Source organism: Saccharothrix espanaensis DSM 44229 (genome assembly GCF_000328705.1).
Taxonomy (GTDB): domain Bacteria; phylum Actinomycetota; class Actinomycetes; order Mycobacteriales; family Pseudonocardiaceae; genus Actinosynnema; species Actinosynnema espanaense.
In genome coordinates this window covers 2,676,415-2,695,764 of the sequence record NC_019673.1, presented here as the reverse complement: position 1 = coordinate 2,695,764, position 19,350 = coordinate 2,676,415, and the positions used below count along the sequence as shown (strand labels likewise).

General features: G+C 70.3%; 17 protein-coding genes. 8 read left to right on the top strand and 9 right to left on the bottom strand.

Annotation, left to right across the window (positions count from 1 at the left end; all coding sequences use genetic code 11):
• Position 1 precedes the first annotated feature (1 nt).
• Entirely contained in the window at positions 2-781 is a 780-nt protein-coding gene (locus tag BN6_RS12370) for a WecB/TagA/CpsF family glycosyltransferase (protein WP_015099972.1), read from the bottom strand.
• Positions 782-889: 108 nt separating this feature from the next.
• Between BN6_RS12370 and BN6_RS12365 the strand changes: the two genes are divergently transcribed.
• From BN6_RS12365 to BN6_RS12355, 3 genes are all read left to right on the top strand, one after another.
• Positions 890-2,089, top strand: coding sequence for an MFS transporter (locus BN6_RS12365; RefSeq protein ID WP_015099971.1), 1,200 nt, complete (start codon positions 890-892; stop codon positions 2,087-2,089).
• Positions 2,090-2,150: 61 nt separating this feature from the next.
• On the top strand, positions 2,151-2,804 hold the full coding sequence (locus BN6_RS12360) for a hypothetical protein (protein ID WP_015099970.1): 654 nt from the start codon (positions 2,151-2,153) through the stop codon (positions 2,802-2,804).
• An 11-nt stretch (positions 2,805-2,815) separates the two neighbouring features.
• The gene (locus BN6_RS12355; protein WP_015099969.1) at positions 2,816-3,658 is read left to right on the top strand and encodes a transporter substrate-binding domain-containing protein; all 843 of its coding nucleotides are present in this window, start codon (positions 2,816-2,818) and stop codon (positions 3,656-3,658) included.
• Positions 3,659-3,912: 254 nt separating this feature from the next.
• On the opposite strand, the gene BN6_RS12350 is transcribed toward BN6_RS12355, so the two are convergent.
• From BN6_RS12350 to BN6_RS12340, 3 genes are all read right to left on the bottom strand, one after another.
• Positions 3,913-5,241 carry a YVTN family beta-propeller repeat protein gene (locus BN6_RS12350; RefSeq protein ID WP_015099968.1) on the bottom strand — a complete coding sequence of 443 codons (1,329 nt, stop codon included), beginning with the start codon at positions 5,239-5,241 and terminating at the stop codon, positions 3,913-3,915.
• Positions 5,242-5,425: 184 nt separating this feature from the next.
• Entirely contained in the window at positions 5,426-6,652 is a 1,227-nt protein-coding gene (locus BN6_RS12345; RefSeq protein WP_231905227.1) for a hypothetical protein, read from the bottom strand.
• Between the two features lie 42 nt (positions 6,653-6,694).
• The gene (locus BN6_RS12340) at positions 6,695-7,555 is read right to left on the bottom strand and encodes a glycosyltransferase (protein ID WP_015099966.1); all 861 of its coding nucleotides are present in this window, start codon (positions 7,553-7,555) and stop codon (positions 6,695-6,697) included.
• A gap of 119 nt (positions 7,556-7,674) precedes the next feature.
• Between BN6_RS12340 and BN6_RS12335 the strand changes: the two genes are divergently transcribed.
• Genes BN6_RS12335 through BN6_RS12325 form a run of 3 tightly spaced genes read left to right on the top strand, consistent with a single transcriptional unit; the run spans position 7,675 to position 11,362 of the window.
• Positions 7,675-8,724, top strand: a complete 1,050-nt coding sequence (locus BN6_RS12335) for a glycosyltransferase (protein WP_015099965.1) — start codon at positions 7,675-7,677, stop codon at positions 8,722-8,724.
• Entirely contained in the window at positions 8,709-10,148 is a 1,440-nt protein-coding gene (locus BN6_RS12330; protein ID WP_231905223.1) for a lipopolysaccharide biosynthesis protein, read from the top strand. The genes BN6_RS12335 and BN6_RS12330 overlap by 16 nt, the downstream gene beginning before the upstream one ends.
• Positions 10,145-11,362, top strand: coding sequence for a rhamnosyltransferase WsaF family glycosyltransferase (locus BN6_RS12325; protein ID WP_041312649.1), 1,218 nt, complete (start codon positions 10,145-10,147; stop codon positions 11,360-11,362). Before BN6_RS12330 ends, BN6_RS12325 begins: the two co-directional genes overlap by 4 nt.
• Before the next feature lie 209 nt (positions 11,363-11,571).
• Here the strand turns inward: BN6_RS12325 and BN6_RS12320 are convergent, their stop codons facing one another.
• Together BN6_RS12320 and BN6_RS12315 are read right to left on the bottom strand one after the other, a co-directional pair.
• Complete coding sequence (locus BN6_RS12320; protein WP_015099962.1) at positions 11,572-12,849, bottom strand: hypothetical protein; 1,278 nt, start codon at positions 12,847-12,849, stop codon at positions 11,572-11,574.
• Between the two features lie 414 nt (positions 12,850-13,263).
• A complete protein-coding gene (locus tag BN6_RS12315) occupies positions 13,264-14,142 on the bottom strand; it encodes a hypothetical protein (RefSeq protein WP_231905221.1) in 879 nt (292 codons plus the stop codon).
• Positions 14,143-14,313: 171 nt separating this feature from the next.
• Here BN6_RS12315 and BN6_RS12310 point away from each other — a divergent pair, with 171 nt between their 5' ends.
• Both BN6_RS12310 and BN6_RS12305 read left to right on the top strand, forming a co-directional pair.
• Positions 14,314-15,492 (top strand): hypothetical protein, encoded by a 1,179-nt coding sequence (locus BN6_RS12310; protein WP_015099960.1) that lies wholly within the window; start codon positions 14,314-14,316, stop codon positions 15,490-15,492.
• A gap of 53 nt (positions 15,493-15,545) precedes the next feature.
• Positions 15,546-16,892: an O-antigen ligase family protein gene (locus tag BN6_RS12305; RefSeq protein ID WP_051075533.1), complete on the top strand. Its 1,347-nt coding sequence runs from the start codon at positions 15,546-15,548 to the stop codon at positions 16,890-16,892.
• 147 nt (positions 16,893-17,039) lie between these two features.
• Here the strand turns inward: BN6_RS12305 and BN6_RS12300 are convergent, their stop codons facing one another.
• The 3 genes from BN6_RS12300 to BN6_RS12290 are packed head-to-tail and all read right to left on the bottom strand — an operon-like array spanning position 17,040 to position 19,338.
• Positions 17,040-17,597 (bottom strand): acyltransferase, encoded by a 558-nt coding sequence (locus BN6_RS12300; protein WP_015099958.1) that lies wholly within the window; start codon positions 17,595-17,597, stop codon positions 17,040-17,042.
• A complete protein-coding gene (locus tag BN6_RS12295; protein ID WP_015099957.1) occupies positions 17,594-18,688 on the bottom strand; it encodes a DegT/DnrJ/EryC1/StrS family aminotransferase in 1,095 nt (364 codons plus the stop codon). The genes BN6_RS12300 and BN6_RS12295 overlap by 4 nt, the downstream gene beginning before the upstream one ends.
• Complete coding sequence (locus tag BN6_RS12290; protein WP_015099956.1) at positions 18,685-19,338, bottom strand: NeuD/PglB/VioB family sugar acetyltransferase; 654 nt, start codon at positions 19,336-19,338, stop codon at positions 18,685-18,687. Before BN6_RS12290 ends, BN6_RS12295 begins: the two co-directional genes overlap by 4 nt.
• Between the last annotated feature and the right edge of the window lie 12 nt (positions 19,339-19,350).

The window sequence follows — 19,350 nt, the reverse complement described above, 5'->3', positions numbered from 1 at the left end:
GTCACTTCTCCCGGGTGAAGCGGGTACGGAGCGCGGAGGACAGCAGGCGGAACGCGAACGGCAGGTCGTCGCGCAGGTAGCGCTTGGCCAGCCGGCGGGGTTCGAGGGCGAGCCGGTGCAGCCACTCGGCGCCCAGCTTCTGCACCACGCCGGACGCGCGGCGGAACTCCCCCGCCGCCATCGGGATGCCCGCGCCGCAACCGAGGAACCACGCCTCGGGCAGTTCGGCGCGCAGCAGCCGGATCAGCCGCTCCTGCTTGGGGAAGCCGAGGCCGACCAGCACCAGGTCCGGTTTGGCCTGCACCACCCGGGCCACCGCCTCGGCGGTCGCGGCCGGGTCGGTGTCGAAGCCGAACGCGGGCGAGTCGGTGCCCGCGACCCGCAGGTCGGCGAAACGCCCGACGAGCACGCCGGCGGCCTTCTCCGGGATGCCGGGGTTGCCGCCGAGCAGGTAGACCGAGCGGCCCGCGCGGGCGGCGGCCTCGGTCAGGGTGAACACCAGCGACGACCCGGTCACCCGCTCCGGCACGGCGACACCGGCCAGCCGGCCCGCCCACACCACGGGCATCCCGTCCGCGACCACCAGCTCCGACTCGGCGACCAGCGCGGCCAGTTCCGGCGTGCGGGTGGCGGCCCGGACGATGTCCACGTTCGCGGTGACGATCGCGCCGCCCTCGCCGCGCTGCCAGGCCCCCAGGACGTGATCGGCGACGCCGGCTTCGCTGACGGACCACACGTCGACGGCACCCACCCGGACCACGGGCGGAGAGATCTGCGGCATACCCGCGTCATCGGGTTCCGGAGGGTCCCCGTTACCGGTCGGGGGCTGTGACCGGCAACGCCGGAGCATCCGCCGTAACGGCTACCGCCGGTGACCGATATCGAAGTCATGTACGTCGCGTCGGTCCGACCGTCCGAACGGGTCAAGGGCAAGGTCCCCGGCACCGTCGTAGCCCTCGGCACGGTGAGCCTGCTCACGGACATATCGGCCGAGATGGTCACCGCGTTCATGCCGGTCTACCTGCTGGTCACCCTCCAGATGGGCTACGCGCAGTTCGGCATCCTCGACGGGCTCTACACCGGCGCGACGGCGGTGCTCCGACTGGTGGGCGGCCAGGTCGCCGACCGGACGCACCGGCACAAGGCAGTGGCCGCTTTCGGTTACGGGCTGTCGGCGGCGACCAAGTTCGTCTTCCCCGCCGTCGGCGCGAACGCCTTCGGCATCGGCGCGACGATGGCCGCCGACCGCGCGGGCAAGGGCCTGCGCACCGCGCCCCGCGACGCGCTGATCTCGCTGGCCACTCCCCCGGACAAGCTCGGCGCGGCGTTCGGCGTGCACCGCAGCATGGACACCGTCGGCGCGCTGCTCGGCCCGCTGGTGACGTTCCTGCTGCTGACCAACATCGGCATCGTGGCCGGGCCGGTGTTCGTGGTGAGCGCCTGCTTCGCGCTGGTCGGCCTGATCGTGCTGATCGCGTTCGTGCGGGAGAACAGGGCCGAGGCCAAGAGCGGCCCCAAGCCGTCCATCAAGGCCGGGTTGGCGCTGCTCAAGGACACCGACTACCGGCGGGTGACGATCGCGGCGGCCGTGCTGGGCCTGGCCACGCTGTCCGACGCGTTCGTGTTCATCCTGGTGCAGAAGGCGACCGACGTCCCCCTGGCCGCCCTGCCGCTGATGCCGCTGGGCACCGCGCTGGTCTTCCTGGTCGCGGCCGGTCCGGTCGGCCGGCTCGCGGACAAGATCGGCCGCTGGAAGGTGTTCCTCGGCGGGCACGTGCTGCTGCTCGCGGTGTACGTGCTGCTGCTCGCGCCGGGCACGGGCTATGTCGGCGTCGGCGTGGCGCTCCTGCTGCACGGCCTGTTCTACTCGGCCACGGATGGCGTACTTTCCGCCCGGGTGAGCACTCTGGTACCCGAATCATTGCGGGCTTCCGGCCTTTCCGTGGTCCAGACGGGTCAGGCGCTCACCCGATTGGTGTCATCGGTCGGATTCGGATTCCTGCTCCAGTTCGCCGCGTTCGGCACCGCCGTGTACGCCGCGATCGGCGCATTGGTGCTGTCGGTCGTGGTGGCTTGGCGAATGACCTGAAACACCCGCGCCGAACCGATATCGTGGGCGCTCCCGACGCCGGCGAATGCGGAGCGGCCCCTTGAAACGTCCGTGGTGGGCCATCCAACTGCTGTGGGCAGTGCCCCTGCTGCTGGGTGTCTCCTGTTTCGTGGTCTGGCTGCTGCTGCTGGGCAACAAGGGCCAGGGCATCGCGGACGCGGTCTCGGTGCTGGTCGGCACCACCTCGCTGGTCGTCACGGTGTTCGGCCTCCAGCACTCGACCGCCCGCAAGAAAGCGGAGAAGCAGCGCAAGCCGGTGCCCCGGTGGGCATTGGCCGCGATAGGCGCGGCGATCGGCGCGATCGGCGGCGCGTTCTTCTGGTTCCTGGTGGTGAAACCGGACGTGCCGATCACCGACCTGGTCGAGCTGTCCAACGCCGAGCGGATGAAGGACGGCGAACAGGCGTCCTTCGCGGTGCCCGGCCGCCCGCCCGAGCGCCGGTACCTGTACTTCGTCCCCTCGCTGGTCAACCACGAGGCCGTCGGCGACTGCGTCGGCTCGGCCCGGCTGACCGTCACGCTGGTGCGCGACGGCCGCAAGGACCCCTCCTTCGAGGAGCGGCTGTCCGACCGCGAGATCCGGCTCGACCTCGACGGCACCACCCGCGAGGCCCGGGTGATGGTGGTGCTGTCGGTGCCGGACCCGACCTGCGTGGTGGACCTCGGCGTCACCGAAGCCGTGCTCTACAACTGAGGAGGACCAGGATGTCCCGCCGCATCACGGCCGCGCTCGCCGCAGTGGCCGCGCTGGCCGCCTGCCAGGGCCCGACCACCGGCCAGCGCCCGTCGTCCAGCAGCCAGAGCACGCTGATCAGGTCGGTGAACGTGGGGGTCGGCACCGACATCCCGGGCCTGGCCGTGCTCAACGCCGACACCCACGAGCGGCGCGGCTTCGACGTCGACCTGTACCGCTGGCTGGGCAACAACACCGAGCCGAAGTTCGCGCCGGTCGAGGTCGACGTGCTGATCGCCGACCGGGTCAACGCGCTGGCGCTGGGCCGCGTGCAGATGGTCGTGCACACCTTCTCCATCACCGACGAGCGGCGCGGCAAGATCGGCTTCGCCGGCCCGTACCTGATCTCCCAGCAGGGCTTCCTGGTCCGCGAGGGTGACGAGACCAGCATCAGGAGCCTGGACGACCTGGCCGGCAAGACGGTGTGCAGCCAGGCCGGCAGCACCTCGTTCAACCAGCTCACCACCGGAGCCCTCAGGGGCAAGGTGACCACGACCAGCGAGCTGGGCACCCGCCAGTGCGTGGACCGGCTGCTGCGCAAGGAGGTCGACGCCGCGTCGACCGACGAGATCGTCCTGCGCGGGTTCGCCGCGCAGAACCCGCAGCTCAAGGTCGTGGACCTGACGTTCGGGGCGCAGGAGCGCTACGGCGTCGGCCTGCCCAAGGGCGACCGCGAGAGCTGCGAGCGGATCACACAGGGGATCAAGGACTTCATCACCAACGGCGGCTGGGACCAGTTCTTCCGGTCGAACTTCGGCGACCTGTCCCCCGAGGGCCACAAGCCCGACCCGAACCGGCTCGACCCGTGCCCCTAGGGCGGTCGGCGCGACCGGAGTACGCCTTCCCCGGCGACCGCATCGGACCGCCGCCTCCCCCGCCCGACAGCGCCTCCGTCGACGCTCCCGTTCGCGGGTCCGGCGCCCCGTGTCCGTCCGCGACGGTCGGTTCCCGCCTCGCCGCGCGACCCCTCCGCCCGCATCCTGATGTGGGCGGGCACACCTGAAGTCCCGCCCGGCTCGACCCGTGCCCCTGACGGGACTGCGGGCCGAGCCGGTCGCGATCGGCGTCCTTACAGCAGGCCGATCCAGCCGTGCGCGCGGGACGGCCCGTGCGCGCTGTCACCGGGGAACGCGGCCGTGTAGCCCTGGAGCAGCGTCGCCAGGCCGACCAGCAACGGCACGTTTGCGTTGCAGGCGGCCTTGCCCGACGAGTTGGTGACCGCGGTGCACAGCGGGTGGCCCTTCAGGGTCCGGAACGCGACCGTCTTGCCCACCACGGGGTTGCCGGTGTGCGACTCCTTGAGCGTGGCGCTCATGCCGCGCACGGTGAACCCGACCAGCCGCAGTTGCAGCGTCGCGTACCCGGCCACCAGGCTGGTCGGTGCCGCCGGGACGGCGTGGATCGCGATACCGACCGGGTTGGTCCCGACCGGGATCGTGTTCGCCACCGACAGCGTCGTCGTGTCCACAATGGACACTGTCCCGCCGGTGAAGTTGGTGACGTACGCCTTGGTGCCGTCCGGGGTCAGCGCGACGCCGATCGGCCGGTTGCCCACCGCGATGGCGGTGACCGGGGCGAGCGCCGGGATGTCCAGCACGGACAGCGAGTGGCCCTCGCTGTTGGTGACGTACGCCCGGTTGCCGTCCGGCGAGATCGCGATGCCGTGCGGGATGAAGCTGACCGGGATGGTGCCGATGACCGCGTTGGTGGCCACCGAGACCACCGCGACGTTGTTGGAGAACTTGTTGACCACCAACAGCTTCGTGCCGTCCGGCGTCACCGCGACGGCGGTCGGGGTGTTGCCGGTGGCGATGTCGGTGACGACGGCGTTGGTGGCCGTGTCGACCACGGTCACCGTGCCCGCCCCGACCACGTCGTGCGCGACGTAGAGCCGGGAGCCGTCCGGGGTCAGCGCGACACCGTCGGCGTTCGGCCCGACCGGGATGGTCTCGGTGGCGGTCAACGTCGCCGCGTCCACCACCGACACCGTGCCGGCCCGGTAGTTGGAGACGTAGACGTGGGCACCGCTGGGCGAGACCACGACACCCGCCGGCCCGTCACCGACCGGCACCGCCGCGTCCACCGTGTTGGTGGGCGTGTCGATGACGGTCAACGTGTTGTCGCGGACGTTGGTCACGTACCCGCGTGCGCCGTCGAACGCGACACCCACGCCGTAGGGGGAGCCACCGTTCGAGTCGGACAGCGTGCTGGAGACGGTGTCGGTCGCCGTGTCGAGAACGGAGACCCCACCGCCGTTGTTCGCCACGTAGCCGAGCACGCGGATCGGCGCGGCGACCGCCGTCCCGGTGGGCACGAGGAGCAGCGCCGCGCCCAGCGCGACCGCGCCCCCGAGGGCGATCGGTCTGCGGAACTGCCTGCGTCGGTCGGTTCTGGGCATCGGGTGGCCTCCATGTCGACTGGGTACCCCGCATTGCCCCAATCGCGGGAATGCCGCCCCCCGTTAGCCACGAACCCGTTCACACCGGCCCGTGATCGGTACCGGAACCCCCCGCTCGTCACCGGTGACACCCCGCGACCATGTCTCCGCTTCCGCCCACCGACCCACGCCGCCGCGATCGCCGTCAGAACCGGTAGACGTGGACCTGGTAGGCGCCGAAGTCGTCGACGATCTTCCCGTTCTCGATCGGCACCGTCCGGTTCTCGTCGACCACCGTCGCGGTGCCCGACTCGACCGGGACGGTGATCTCGACCCGTGCCGACCCACTTCGGGGAAGCGAAGTGTTGCCGTCGGTCTGCGCGATCACCCACCGCGCGCCCAGAGCGTCTTTGTGCAGCACCGAAACCGGCACCGCGTTGTCGCCCCTGGCGGTGACCCCGGGCCGGTTCGGCGCGTTGAGCACCGGCGCGAGCGACTTCAGCCGGGCGTTCACGGCCTTGACCTTCGCGGTGATCTCCGGCCGGGTCAGCACGCTGGAGTACTCGCCCTTGCCCTCGGTGTAGAAGCTGTGCGCGAAGTAGTTGATGCCGGTCGCGCCGTGCAGGATCGTGTTCCACACGGCGGATTCGAGCTGGTCGGGCGTGATCGTCTCGCCGTGCGTGTGCGGGTGCCCGGTCTCCACGAACCCGTACAGCGGCTTGTCCGGCCCGCACCACTTGCGCATGGTGTCGATGACCGCGCCGTAGCTGAACGCACCCACCCGGTCACCGCGGTCGGGGTGCGTCCACCCGTAGTAGTCCGCCGACGCGATGTCCGCCGCCGAGCAGTACGTGCGCATGTCCTCTTCGTAGGTCTTCTCGATGTGGCCGTACCCGACGCCGCCGCCGGGCGTGCCCATCCAGACCCCGAAGTTCAGGTAGGTCGGCCGCGACGGGTCCTTGGCGCGGACCCCCTCCGCCTTGGCCACGATCGCCGACGGCTGCATGTCGGGGTGGAACACGTCGCCGTAGACCTTATTCATGTCCGGTTCGTCGGCGATCACGTACCCCACGTAGTTGCGCGCGTGCGCGGTGTCCTTGAGGACCTCGTCCACCCGCTTGGCGTCCGGGTACACCCGCCAGTCGGTCTGCTCCAGGCCCTCCTTGCGCAGGTAGTACCACTCGTCCTCCCAGAGCCCGAGGCCGAAGTCGATCCCGAGCTCCTGGTAGGTCCGGCCGATCTTCGCGCCGTTCTCCACCGACGACGGGTCCTGCATCCAGACGTTGATCGGGAAGATCGCCGGGTCCCCGGCCGGGTTGGGCCCGTTGGCCCACTTCTTGTAGTAGTCGACCACCGAACCGCCCTGCGGGGCGGACGGGAGGGGCGGCGGCGGTTCGGCCTCCGCCGTGCAGGCGGCCGTGAGAAGCACCACAGCGGCCACCAGTCGAGCACGAGCCATCGGTTCGTCGTCCGTTCAGTTCGGCGGGGTGGTCCGGCCGCGCGCGGCGATGACCCGCTTGGCCTTCTCGAACCCGTCCGGTCCGAGCACCTTCATCGCCGCGGTCTTGGCCAGGTACCGGGCACCGTCCCGAGCGACCCGCGAGGGGTGCCCGACGAACCGGTCCCGGGCCAGCACCCGGCCGTCGGGCTCGGGCACGTCGTCCAGCGAGTCGCCGAACAGCGCGCGGTAGGGCGCGGGCGCGACCAGCCGACCGCGCGTCCGGTTGCTCACGTTGCCGCCGTGCACGACCTGGAGCCAGCCCGGCGCACCACCCAGCGAGACCACCTCGGCGTGCCGGTCCAGCCGGTTGTGCCAGTCCGCCCAGCACGTGATCGGGGCGTCCCAGCTCTCCCGCACGGACGCGAACGCGTTGTCCTTGTCGTGGTGCGCGAACAGCCCCTCCGGGCTCTTGACCAGCCCGTTCGCCAGGTACAGCGCGGTGCGGCGACCCGTCGGGGGGTCGCCCTGCAGCCGCGCGACGAAGTTCGAGGCCAGCCCGTCGTCGTTGTCGAGGTTGGTCGTGATCAGCCCGTCGCCGCGCACCGGGAACAGCTTGCCCAGGTCCTCGACCAGCTCCTCCCGGCTCACCTGCTCCCGGAACACCGGCGTGTACGCGTCGCCGTGCTGCTCGATCCGGTCCTTGAGCCACCGGGGGCTCTCCGGGTCGAAGTAGATGATCCACTCGAAGTTCGCGGACGTCTGCGCGCGCACCGACGGCAGGCAGTACCGCTCGAACAGCCCGACGCGCTCGGTCAACCACCCCTCCCGCGCCCGCACGATGCTCTCGGCACCCACGGACGGCAGGTTGAAGCGCGTCAGAATGACGTGGTCCATCACGTCCCCTTCCCGTTGCCCGGTACATCGGGATCCCGCGCCCATCGTTATCCGCGTGCCGCGCACGATCCGTGACGGCCGGCGGTTAACGATCCGACGCCGGCACCGATGTCTAGGACGTGACTCAAGCCCCGACACGACCCACGGTCGACGTCGTCATACCTTGCTACAACTACGCGCGGTTCCTCAGAGCATGCGTGCGCAGCGTGCTCGACCAGCCGGGCGTGGACGTGCGCGTGCTCGTCATCGACGACACGTCGACCGACGACACGCCCGAGGTGATGGCGGAGCTGACCGAGGACCCGCGTGTCGAAGGTCGCCGCCACGAAGTCAACCAGGGCCACATCGCCACCTACAACGAGGGCCTGCTGGAGTGGGCCAAGGCCGACTACACGGTCCTGCTCTCGGCCGACGACCTGCTCGCGCCGGGCGCGCTGGCCCGTGCCGCCGAGGTCTTCCAGGCGCACCCGAACGTCGGCATGGTCTACGGCCGGGTCGTGTACTACTCCGACCACGACGACCTGCCCTCGATCGTGACGCCGCCCGCCGGCCGCACCGTCTGGTCCGGAGTGGACTGGATCGAGAACCGCTGCCGCACCGGCCAGAACGTGCTGTCCTCGCCGGAGGCCGTCGTGCGCACGTCGATCCAGCAGCGGGTCGGCGGCTACCGGCCGGACCTGCCGCACGCCGGCGACCTGGAGATGTGGATGCGCATCGCGGCGGTCTCCGACATCGGCTACGTGCGCGGCGAGCCCGCGGCGTACTACCGGGTCCACCAGCAGAGCATGTTCCGGACCCAGTTCTCCTCCGTGTTCGCCGACCTGGAGCAGCGACAGGCGGTGTTCGACCGGTTCTTCTCCGAACACCCCGACCTCCCGCCGCGGCTGAAGAACCTCGCCAACCGGTCCATCGCCAAGGACGCCCTGTGGCGCGCGGTCCGCGCGTACGACCGGGACAAGCTCGACGAGATCCCCACCGAGGAACTGGCGGAGTTCGCCCGCAAGGTCTACCCGCACGCCGAGCGACTGCCCGAGTACCGCGCGTTGCAGCGGCGCAAGGCGCTGGGGCCCGCCGTGTGCAGCCGCACCCAGCTGTTCGTCGGCGCGCACCTGGCCAAGCGCGGCCGCGGCCTGATCGGCAAGCAGGTCTGGAAGTGGCGCGGACAGTGACCACCCTGGAGGGCAAGGTCACCAGGGCCATCCGCTGGAGCGCCATCAACAGCCTCCTTCAGCGGGTCTCCCAGGTCGGCGTCGGCGTCCTGCTGGCGCGCCTGATCGCACCCGAGCAGTTCGGCGTGTTCGCCGTCGCGCTCGTCGTGCTCAACATCGTGCTCAGCGTCAGCGAGATGGGCGTGAGCGTCGCCCTGGTGCGCACCGACGGGCCGGTGAAGGACCTGGCACCGACCGTCACCACGCTGTCGATCCTGTCCGGCTGCGTGCTCTGCGGCATCTGCGTGATCGGCGCGCCCTTCTTCGCCGAGGCGATGGACACCCCGCAGGCCACCGGCGTGATCCAGCTCATGTCGGTGGCCCTCGTGGTCGCGGGCGCGTCGGCGGTGCCCGGGGCCCTGCTCCAGCGCGAGTTCCGCCAGGACCACAAGTTCGCCGCCGACACCTCGGCCTTCGTCGTCGGCACCGCGGTGGTCGTCGTCCTGGCCCTGATGGGCTTCGGCGCGTGGAGCCTCGCCTGGTCCAGGATCGCCACGAACGTGACCGCCGCCGTCGTGATGTTCGCGTTCACCAAGGAGCGCTACCGCCCCGGCTTCGACCGCACGAAGGCCCGTGAGCTGCTCGGCTTCGGCCTGCCGCTCGCGGGCGCGTCGCTGCTGGTGTTCGGCGTGCTGAACGTCGACAGCATCATCGTCGGCAGCATGCTCGGCACCTTGCCGCTGGGCTACTACCTGCTGGCGACGAACCTGGCGAACTGGCCGGTGGGCGCGTTCTCCCAGCCGGTGCGCAGCGTGTCGCTGGCCGCGTTCTCCAAGGTCCGCGACGACCCGGACCTGTTCCAGCGGACGTTCGCCCGAGCCCTGGGCCTGCTGGCCCTGTTCACCGTCCCGGCGTGCGTCCTGCTGGCGTCCCTGGCGGACCCGCTGGTGCGCACCGTCTACGGCGAGCGCTGGGCCCCGACGGCCGCCGCCCTGGCCGCCCTGGTCCTGCTGGGTGCCATGCGGGTGGCGCTGGAGCTGGGCTACGACTACCTGGCCAGCGCCGGGCGTTCGAAGGCCATCCTGGTCATCCACGTCGTCTGGCTGGTCGCCCTGGTCCCCCTGCTCGCGCTGGGCGCGCACCTCGACGGCATCCGCGGCGTGGCGTTGGCGCAGAGCGTGGTCGTGCTGGTGTTCATCATGCCCGCGTACCTGATCGCCTTCCGGCCGTACGGGGTCAAGGCCAAGACGCTGGCCAAGGCCGTCGCCAGGCCCCTGCTGGGCGGGGCCGTGATGGTCGCGGTGGCGCTCACCGTCCAGTGGTTCGTCCCGAACTCGTTGTGGCGCTTGATCATCGGCGGCGCGCTGTCGCTGATGGCCTATGCCGCCGTCGTCTTCCCCCTGCGCCACGAGGCGCTGGGGCTGCTGCGAAGGGGTCAGCGTTGAAGGCAGTCCAGGTGTTCCAGCGAAGGGCGCACCAGATGTCCCGGATCGTCCGGGAAGAGGGTGTGCGGCAGTTGGGCGCACGTGCGCTGCGCAACGCGGCCAAGCGCCTGGGTGCCGACGAGGACGTCTTCCCGGTTCGGCTGGAAGACGTCAGAAACGCCGACATCAGCCACCGCAAGCCCACCACCGTCCCGCCCATCCCCCAGGACGGTTCGCTCACCGTCAACTGGGTGAGCACCCCGCCCGCACCGGGTTCCGGCGGCCACACGACGATGTTCCGCCTGATCCAGCACCTGGAGTCGCTGGGCCACACCTGCCGCCTGTACCTCTACGACGTCTACGGCAGCCGCGCCGCGGACCACGAGCCCGTCATCAGGGCGTCGTACCCGGGGTTCCGCGGCCAGGTGCTCGACGTGACAACGGGAATGGCCGACGCCCACGCCGTGTTCGCCACCGCGTGGATGACCGCCTACCCGGCGTTCAACGACCCGTGCGCGGGCAAGAGGTTCTACCTGGTCCAGGACTACGAGCCGTGGTTCTACCCGGTGGGGGGCCTGTCCACGCTGGCCGACAACACCTACCGGATGGGCTTCCACGGCTTCACCGCGGGCCGGTACCTGGCCGAGAAGCTCCGCGCCGACGTGGGGATGCCCGCGGACTGGTTCGACTTCGGCTGCGACGCGGACCGCTACCACCTCAAGGAGAACTCCCGCCGGGACGGCGTGGTGTTCTACGCGCGGAGGCTGGCCCCCAGACGTGCGATCGAGATCGGCCTGCTGGCGCTGGAGATCTTCGCGGAACGTCACCCGGACATCAACATCCACACGTACGGCGAGAAGATCGGCCAACTGGGCCCCCGCCACGCCGACCACGGCCTGGTGACCCCGGACCAGCTCAACGACATCTACAACAGGTGCTACGCGGGCCTGACCCTGTCGATGACGAACGTGTCCCTGGTCCCCCACGAGATGCTGGCAGCGGGCTGCCTCCCGGTGGTGAACGACGCACCGCACAACCGCGTGGTCCTGGACAACGACCACGTCCGCTACGCCCCCGCAACCCCCCACGACCTGGCCCGGGAACTGTCCGACGTGGTCACCACCCCCGACTTCGCCCAGCTGGCCCACACCGCCTCAGCCAGCGTCTCCAGCCGCTCCTGGGACGCCGCCGGCCACGAACTGGACAAGGTCCTCAGACGAGAACTACAAGTCTGACCCCCGAGCCCCCCATCCCTCAGGACTTCGCCCCTCACCCTTCACCCCCCAGGACTTCGCCCCTCACCCCCCAGGACTTCGCCCCCACCCCTCGGGACGCCCCGTCGCCCTCACCGCTGCTCCCACGCCGAAGCGTGACCTCACGCCAAGCAGACCGACCAGCGGTGTGGGCCGACCCCTCAACTGGTCGCCAATCAACTGGTCACGAATCAACTGGTCGCGAACCGGTACACGTGAACCTGGTACGGCTCGAAGTCATCAACCAGGACCCCGTCGACCACCGCCACCGACCGCCCTTCGTCCAACACCTCGACGTCACCCCGAGCGCCCAACGGCAAGGACAACTCAACCCGCGTGCGCGCACTACCAGGCCGTGCCTCATCCCCATCCGCCTGCACGAACACGTAGTGCCACCCCTCAACCACCTTGTGCAGGACCGCAACAGGCACAGCACCCTTCCCCTCCGCCACACCCTTCCCTTGCACCCCACCCACCGCCGGCGCGTTCAACACCGGGGCAAGCGCCTGCAACCGCGCGTTGAGGGCCTTCAGCCGTGATGCCACATCGGCCCGGCTCACCGCACTGGCAAAGTCACCGCGCCCCTCCGGGTAGAAGCTGTGCGCGAAGTAGTTGATGCCGTTCGCCCCGTGCAGCACGCAGTTCCACACCGCCGACTCGACCTGGTCCGGCGAGATCAATTCGCCGTCTTCATACGGGTGCCCGGTCTCGACAAACCCGAACACCGGCTTGTCCGCGCCACACCACCGCCGCATGGTGTCCACGACTTCGCCGTACCGAAATGCCCCGACCACCCCGGAATCCGCATCCGACCACCCGTAGTAGTCGGCGGAGGCGATATCGGCGGCCGAGCAGTAGGTACGCATGTCGTCTTCGTAACTCTGCTCGACAAACCCGTACCGCTCCCGCCCTTTCGGCGTACCCATCCACGCACCGAAGTTGACGACCGTCGGCCGTGAAGGATCCTTCGCCCGCGTCTCCTGCGCGACCCGAAGCACAGCCGACGGCTGGAACTCGGGATGGAGACGCCCGCCACTGGACTTCTGCATATCGGGTTCGTCAACGAGCAGATATCCGAGAAAACTGCGAGCGTGCCCGGGATCCGCAAGCACGGAATCGACCTTCCCGTGCGACACATACGCAGACCACCCAGTGGCAAACAGCGCATCGCGCCGCCGAGACCAGGCCGGATCGTCCCAAAGGCCCAAGGTCGCGGGAACACCGATCTCCCGATACGCAGCCCCGACCAGCTTCCCGTCAACCACTTCGGACGGGTCCTGCATCCACACGTTGATCGGAAAAATACTCGGATCCCCGGCCGGATTGGGCCCATTGACCCACTTCCGATAGTAGTCGGCGGTAGGCCCACCCACCACTTCACCAGGTGGCGCCACAGGCGGCACAACAGGCGCACACGAACACAACAAAACCAACACCCCGCCGAGCACTCCCGCACGGCCAAACGGCATGCGCACGCCCCCTCCGTCAGCCGGTACATCGCGACCGGAGGGCAAAAGGTTTCGCGGCACCCCCGCACAATCCACCTGCCGCGTCGTGTCATCCCCGTATGGCCCGCGCGCAGCGAACCGCGCTTGAGCAGTGAGTGCAAGCACGCCTTTCGCTTGCACTCACTGCTCAAGGGTGGTTGTCTTCAGACCGGGCCATGCGGGGATGACACGACGCCCACCGCACCAGTCATCCTTGGCGGCTCGCCCGTTCGGCGAGGACTCTTTCCGCTTGTCTCCGCAGCCCCCCGCAAAGCCACCCAGGCGCGGCCCCCGGCCCCCGGCCCCGGCTGCTGGCTCCCGGCCCCCGGCTGCCTGGCCGCCGGCCCCCGATCACCATTATCCCACGCACCACCGACAAACCCGCCGCAGCAGGCGTCACACAGGTGACGGCGAGGTGGCGTCCCGGATCAGGACCTTGGCTTCGGCCGACCCGTCAGCCGGTACTTCGTGGATCGCCGCCAGCTTGGCGTCCTTCGGGATGGCCGAGAACACCAAGCGCGAGTCGTCCAGCCAGGTGGCTTGGTCGTCGATCCCCGCCGTGCCCGGCAATCTCCGCTCTTCGCCCGTCTTCAGGTCCAGCACCGCGAGGTCCCACGGTCCCAGCCGACCGATCCGCTTCTTGTAGGCGATCTTCGTCCCGTCCGGCGACAGCGACGGGCACTCGGCGTCACGCCTCAGCGACGTCAGGCGACGGTCGACCAGGTCGCCCTTCACCAACCACGTGAAGCCCCCCGACGCCAGGGTCGCGTAGAAGGTCCGGTCGTCCGAGGCCACTGTCAGTCCCCAGTAGTTCACGTCCTGTGCCGTGTGGACGCTGCCCTCGACCTCCGCCGTGAAGCCTTCCAAGGACTCCACCGCCGTCCCGGACCGCACGTCGAAGAAGCCCGTCCGGGTCGAGAAGCCCCCGGGCACCGAGTACGAGTCGCCCGTCACGAACGACGTCCACGACACCAGCTGCCCGGACGCCGAGACCTTCGCCCGGCTCGGGACGCCGGGCAGGGCGACCGAGCGCGAACTGCCGTCGCGGGTCACCTCGGCCGCGTACGTCGGGCCGGGGCCGGCCAGTTTCAGGCACACCGTCGTCCCCGCGGCCCGGTACACCCGCTGGCACTCCAGCGGCGTGCCGCTACGGGTGTCAGGGGCGTCCATCGCCACCTGTTCGACCCTGCTCCGACCGTCCGCCAGCTCCACGAACATCAGGTCGGCGTCCACCGCGGCCACCGGGACCACGGGTTGGTCTTGTACGACCCTCACCACATACACCACACCGGCCGCGACGACCAGTACGATGGCCACGACGGCGAGCGCGACGCGCCGCGAGCCCAAGTCCATCACCACCTGTAACGACAAGGCGCGAGTCGGCCGATCTCAGAGTAACAACACCTTGCTCTGACGCACTCAGGGTTAACACGGATCGGGGAGCGGATGGATTTCTGGGGCGCCGTGCGGACGCTGCGGAGGCGGTGGTACATCGCCGTGCCGTCAGCGGTGGTCGCCGTCGCGGTGGCTGCCGGCATGTTCCTGTCGATCCCCACCCGCTACCAGTCCTCGGGTGTGATGGTGCTGACCACGCCGGCGGCGGGTGGCACGTTCTCGCAGAAGGTCACGCCCGAGGAGGCCGTGAAGATCAACCCGCTGCTGGCCTTCGACGGCAGCCTGGCGACCACCTCGCAGATCCTGACGCAGATCCTGACCGACCCGAAGACCCGCGAGCAGCTGGGCATCACCAAGGGCTCGGTGCTGAACTACACCGCGACCGGCGGCGGCCAGAACGGCCCCTTCCTCTTCGTCACCGGCGACAGCGAGACGCCCGCCGAGGCCGAGAAGATGGTCACCACGGTCATGGAGTTCGCCTCCAAGGAGCTGGAGGACCAGCAGCGCAAGCTCAAGGCACCCGAGTCGACGTTCATCACCTCGCAGGTGATCGTGAACCCGACCGAGGCCGAGGCGCAGATCGGCGGCAAGGTCCGGTACGCCGGCGCGGCCTTCGTGCTGCTGATGCTGCTGACCACCGCCGCGACCTTCGGTGCCGACAGCATCATGAACAACATCAAGCGGCGCAAGGACAAGGAGCGGGCCAAGGCCGCCGAGGACGAGACGGACCCGGAGCCCACGCCCGATCCCCAAACCACGGCCCAAACCACGGCCCAGGCCAACGGCGCACCACGCCGCCCGCTACCTCAGCCCACGCCCGCACCCCAGAACTCCCCCCAGGCTCAGCCCGCGCGCCGCCCGCAGCCCACGGCCAGCGAGCAGACCATAAAGGTGAAGGTCCCGGGCACCCCGCCCAGCGGCATCCCCGCCGCGAAGATCGGCCAACCGCAGGGCCCCCAGGCCAAGCCCGGCGGCCTCACCGCGGCCCAGCAGGCCAAGCCCACCACGCCTCCCGGCGGCATGCCCGCCCAGAACTCCCCACAGAACTCACCCCAGAACTCCCCACAGCACGGCCCGCAGAACTCACCCCAGCACGGCCCGCAGAACGCGCCGCAGGCCAAGCCCGGCACCACCCCGGCCAAGCCGCAGCCGACCGCCAGCGAGCGGACCGTGAAGATCGCCGTGCCGCCGCCCGCTCCGACCTGGCCGAGCAACGAAGACAGATCTTGACCGAGCGGCTCAAGCGGATCAGGCAACGGGCAGACGGTGCGACTCTCGTCTGCGTGTACCTGTTCGCCCTGCTGATCATCCCGGCCCGGCTGGTGCTGTCGTTCGTCCCGATGACGCTCCCGCCGGCCCTGGTGTTCGCGCTGCTGCTCGGCGTCGTCTGGCTGGCCGCCCAGATGGTCGACACGCTCGGCATGGGCAAGGGCCGCAACGTGGTGCGCACCGCGCTGGGGCTCTACCTCGCCTCGCACCTGGCGACCTACGGCGTGGCGACCAGGCGCTGGCTGCCGATCGACGAACTGACCGTCGCCGACTCCAGCATCATCCGGATCCTCGCCACCCTCAGCATGGCCGTGTTCATCTGCGACGCCGTGCGCACCCGGGAACGCCTCGACAAGGTCCTGAAGCTGATCGTCGGCTGTTCGGCGGTGATCGCGTTCGTCGGTCTGGTGCAGTTCGGTCTCGGCGTCGACCTCGCCGGGTACGTCAGCATCCCGGGCCTGCGCGCGCAGGAGAACGGCTACGCGGTGATGGAGACGCGGTCGATCTTCCGCCGTCCCACCGGCACCACCAACCACCCCATCGAGTACGGCCTGATCTGCGCGATGGCGGTGCCGATGGCCACCCACTACGTGTTCAAGGCGCGCGACGACGGCACACCGTACAAGCGGTGGCTGATCTGCCTGGCGCTGTGCGGCCTGGGCGCGATGACCGCGCTCTCGCGGACCGCCATCCTGGGCATGACCGTCGCCGGCATCGTGATGATCTTCACCTTGCCGCGCAAGCGGAAGATCACCGCGATGGTGGTCGGCGGCGGGTTCTTCCTGGGCGCGAGCCTGGTGGTGCCCGGCCTGTTCGGGACGCTGCGCGGCATGTTCTCCAACATCGAGGACGACCCGAGCGTCAAGGCGCGCACCGCGGACTACGCGGCGGCGGCCGAGCAGATCGACCTGAACCCGTTGCTGGGCCGGGGTTTCGGCACGTTCCTGCCGACCAAGTACACGATCCTGGACAACCAGTTCCTGCTGACCCTGATCGAGAACGGCTACCTGGGCATGTTCGCCCTGATCGGGCTGTTCCTGGCGGCCGGTTTCGCGGTGCTCCAGGTCCGCGTGATCAGCCGCGACGACCACCTGCGGGGTGTCGCGGCGGCCGTGCTCTCCGCCGTCCTCGCGGGCGGCATCGCGGCGTTCACGTTCGACCTGCTGGGCTTCAGCGTGGCCACCGGAATCGTCTTCACCATGGTCGGCCTGGCCGGGTCGATGCTGCGGATCGCCCGACAGGAGGCAGCGGCCGAGGAGCACCAGCGCACGCTCAAGTCCATCATCCTGAGCCGCCGCCCCTTCGCCAAACCGCCCCGCCCCCGCCCTTCCGCTCCCCGACCGGAGCACCAGCAGTCCTAGCCGAACGGGCTCCGGGCATCCGCCCGAAGCCCGTCCTCTCCACCACGCACCACAACGCCACACCACAGCTCAGCGCCACAGCTCAGCGCCACAGCTCAGCGCCACACCGCAGCGCCACACCGCAGCGCCAGGCTCAGCGGATGACGCTCACTGCGCCACCAGCCCCTTGTCCCCCTCCGCGAACCGGCTCCCGCAGTCCGGGCACACCAGCCCCGCGTCGAGCCGCTGACCGCAGGAGCAGACCCACCCCTTGTGCCGAGCGGGGTTCCCGGCGACGAACGCGTGCGCCGGCACGTTCTTGGTCACCACCGACCCCGCCGCCGCGAACGCGTGCTCGCCGATCTCCACGCCGCACACCACGACCGTGCCGGCACCCAGCGACGCCCCGCGCCGCACGACCGTGGACAGCAGGTCGTCGCCGGTCTTCCGGATGGCCGCGCGCGGCCGCAGGTCGTTGGTGAACAACACGTTCGGCCCGAGGAACACCTCGTCCTCGCAGACCACGCCGTCGAACACCAGGGTGCCGTTCTTCACCGTCACCCGGTCCCCGAGGACCGCCTTGCCCTCGACGAACGCGTTGTCGCAGATGTTGCAGTCACGCCCGACCCGGGCACCGGGCAGCACGTGCGCGAACGCCCACACCCGGGTCCCGTCGCCGACCTCGTCGCTCTCGCACAGACCTTTGGGGTGGACGAAAACGCTCATCGCACCGCCTCGGCGAGCGCCGTCACGACCCGCTCCTGCTGGGCGGCCGTGATCTCCGGGAACAGCGGCAGCGACAGGATCTCGCCGGCCACCGCCTCGCTCACCGGGAAGTCGCCGCGCGCGTGGCCCAACGAGTCGAACGCCCCGGTCAGGTGCACCGGCGTCGGGTAGTGGATGCCGGCCCCGATCCCGGCCGCGTGCAGGGCGGCCAGCACCCGGTCCCGCTCCGCGACCCGCACCACGTAGAGGTGCCACACCGGCAGGTTGCCCTCCAGCACCACCGGCGGGGTCACCCCCGCCACCGACTCCAGCAGCGCCGAGTACCGGGCAGCGGCCTCGCGACGGGCCGTGTTCCAGCCTTCCAGCCGCCGCAGCTTCGCCGACAGCACCACGGCCTGCAACGTGTCCAGCCGGCTGTTGAAGCCCAGCACGGTGTGCTCGTACTTGCGCGGCGAGCCGTGCTCGCGCAACAACTTCACCGCCGTGGCCAGCTCGTCGGACGACGTCAGGACCGCGCCGCCGTCGCCGTAGGCACCGAGGTTCTTGCCCGGGTAGAAGCTGGTGGCCGCGATGTCGCCCAGACCACCGACCGCGACGCCGTTGCGCCGCGCGCCCTGGGCCTGGGCCGCGTCCTCGACCACCGGAACCCCGAACGACCGGAGCTCTTCGACGGCCGCGGCCTGCCCGTACAGGTGCACCGGCACGATCGCCTTGGTGCGCGCGGTCAGCGCGTCGGACACCAGCGCGGTGTCGATGAGCCCGGTGTCGGCGACGCAGTCGACCAGGACGGGCGTCGCGCCGGTCCGGGCCACGGCCTCGGCGGTGGCGATGAACGTGTTGGCGGGCAGCACGCACTCGTCGCCGGGCCCGACCTCCAGCGCGCGCAGCGCCAGTTCGATCGCGTCGGTGCCGTTGCCGACCCCGACGCAGTGCCGGACCTCCTGGTAGGCGGCGAACTCCGCCTCGAACTCGGCGACCTGCCTGCCGCCGATGAACGCCGTCGTCTTGAGCACCTCGGCCCAGCCGTCGGCGACCTCGTCGGCCACCTGTTCGTGCTGCGCACGCAGGTCCACCAGCGGGATGTCGATCACGAACCGTTCCCCTCTCGCAGTCGTCTGGCCGGAACGCCCGCCCAGACCTCACCCGCGGGCACGTCCGTGAGCACCACCGATCCCATGCCCACCACCGCGCCCGCGCCGATCGACGTGCCTTCCCGGACCGAAGAGCCCTGGCCCAGGTAGGCGCTCTCCCCGACCCGTACCGCTCCGCCCAGCGACGCGCGGCCGGCGAACGTCACACCGTCGCCCACCTCGTCGTCGTGGGTCACCAACACGTGGGGCATCGCGACGACGTGCGCCCCCAAGCGCAACGGCGTCGTCACGACCACCCCGGCCAGCAGGACCGTTCCCGGCCCCACGACGGCCCCTGGCGGCACCGAGGCCGCCGGGTGCACCACGGTGGCCCACCGATCCTCCGGCAAGCCCAGCCGCCGCACCACGGTCATCCGGCCCAACGGCCGGCGGGCGCTGGCGATGCACACCAGCACGGCGGCGTCGGGCCGTTCGTGCACCAGCTCCGACCCGCCCAGCACCGGCAGACCGTCGAGGTCCGCGCCGTGCCGGGACGGGTCGTCGTCCAACGCGCCCACGGGGGTCCACTCCGCCGGCAGGAGCCGGACCGCCGCGAGCACCTCGCGCGCCAGCCCTCCCCCACCGACCAGCAGCAGCGGCCGCGGTGTCATGCCATCCCCAAT

Coding starts and splice junctions, on each gene's coding strand:
- BN6_RS12370 (WP_015099972.1), bottom strand. CDS start 781: ATGCCGCAGATCTCTCCGCCCGTGGTCCGGGTGGGTGCCGTCGACGTG.
- BN6_RS12365 (WP_015099971.1), top strand. CDS start 890: ATGTACGTCGCGTCGGTCCGACCGTCCGAACGGGTCAAGGGCAAGGTC.
- BN6_RS12355 (WP_015099969.1), top strand. CDS start 2,816: ATGTCCCGCCGCATCACGGCCGCGCTCGCCGCAGTGGCCGCGCTGGCC.
- BN6_RS12350 (WP_015099968.1), bottom strand. CDS start 5,241: ATGCCCAGAACCGACCGACGCAGGCAGTTCCGCAGACCGATCGCCCTC.
- BN6_RS12340 (WP_015099966.1), bottom strand. CDS start 7,555: ATGGACCACGTCATTCTGACGCGCTTCAACCTGCCGTCCGTGGGTGCC.
- BN6_RS12320 (WP_015099962.1), bottom strand. CDS start 12,849: ATGCCGTTTGGCCGTGCGGGAGTGCTCGGCGGGGTGTTGGTTTTGTTG.
- BN6_RS12310 (WP_015099960.1), top strand. CDS start 14,314: ATGGATTTCTGGGGCGCCGTGCGGACGCTGCGGAGGCGGTGGTACATC.
- BN6_RS12300 (WP_015099958.1), bottom strand. CDS start 17,597: ATGAGCGTTTTCGTCCACCCCAAAGGTCTGTGCGAGAGCGACGAGGTC.
- BN6_RS12290 (WP_015099956.1), bottom strand. CDS start 19,338: ATGACACCGCGGCCGCTGCTGCTGGTCGGTGGGGGAGGGCTGGCGCGC.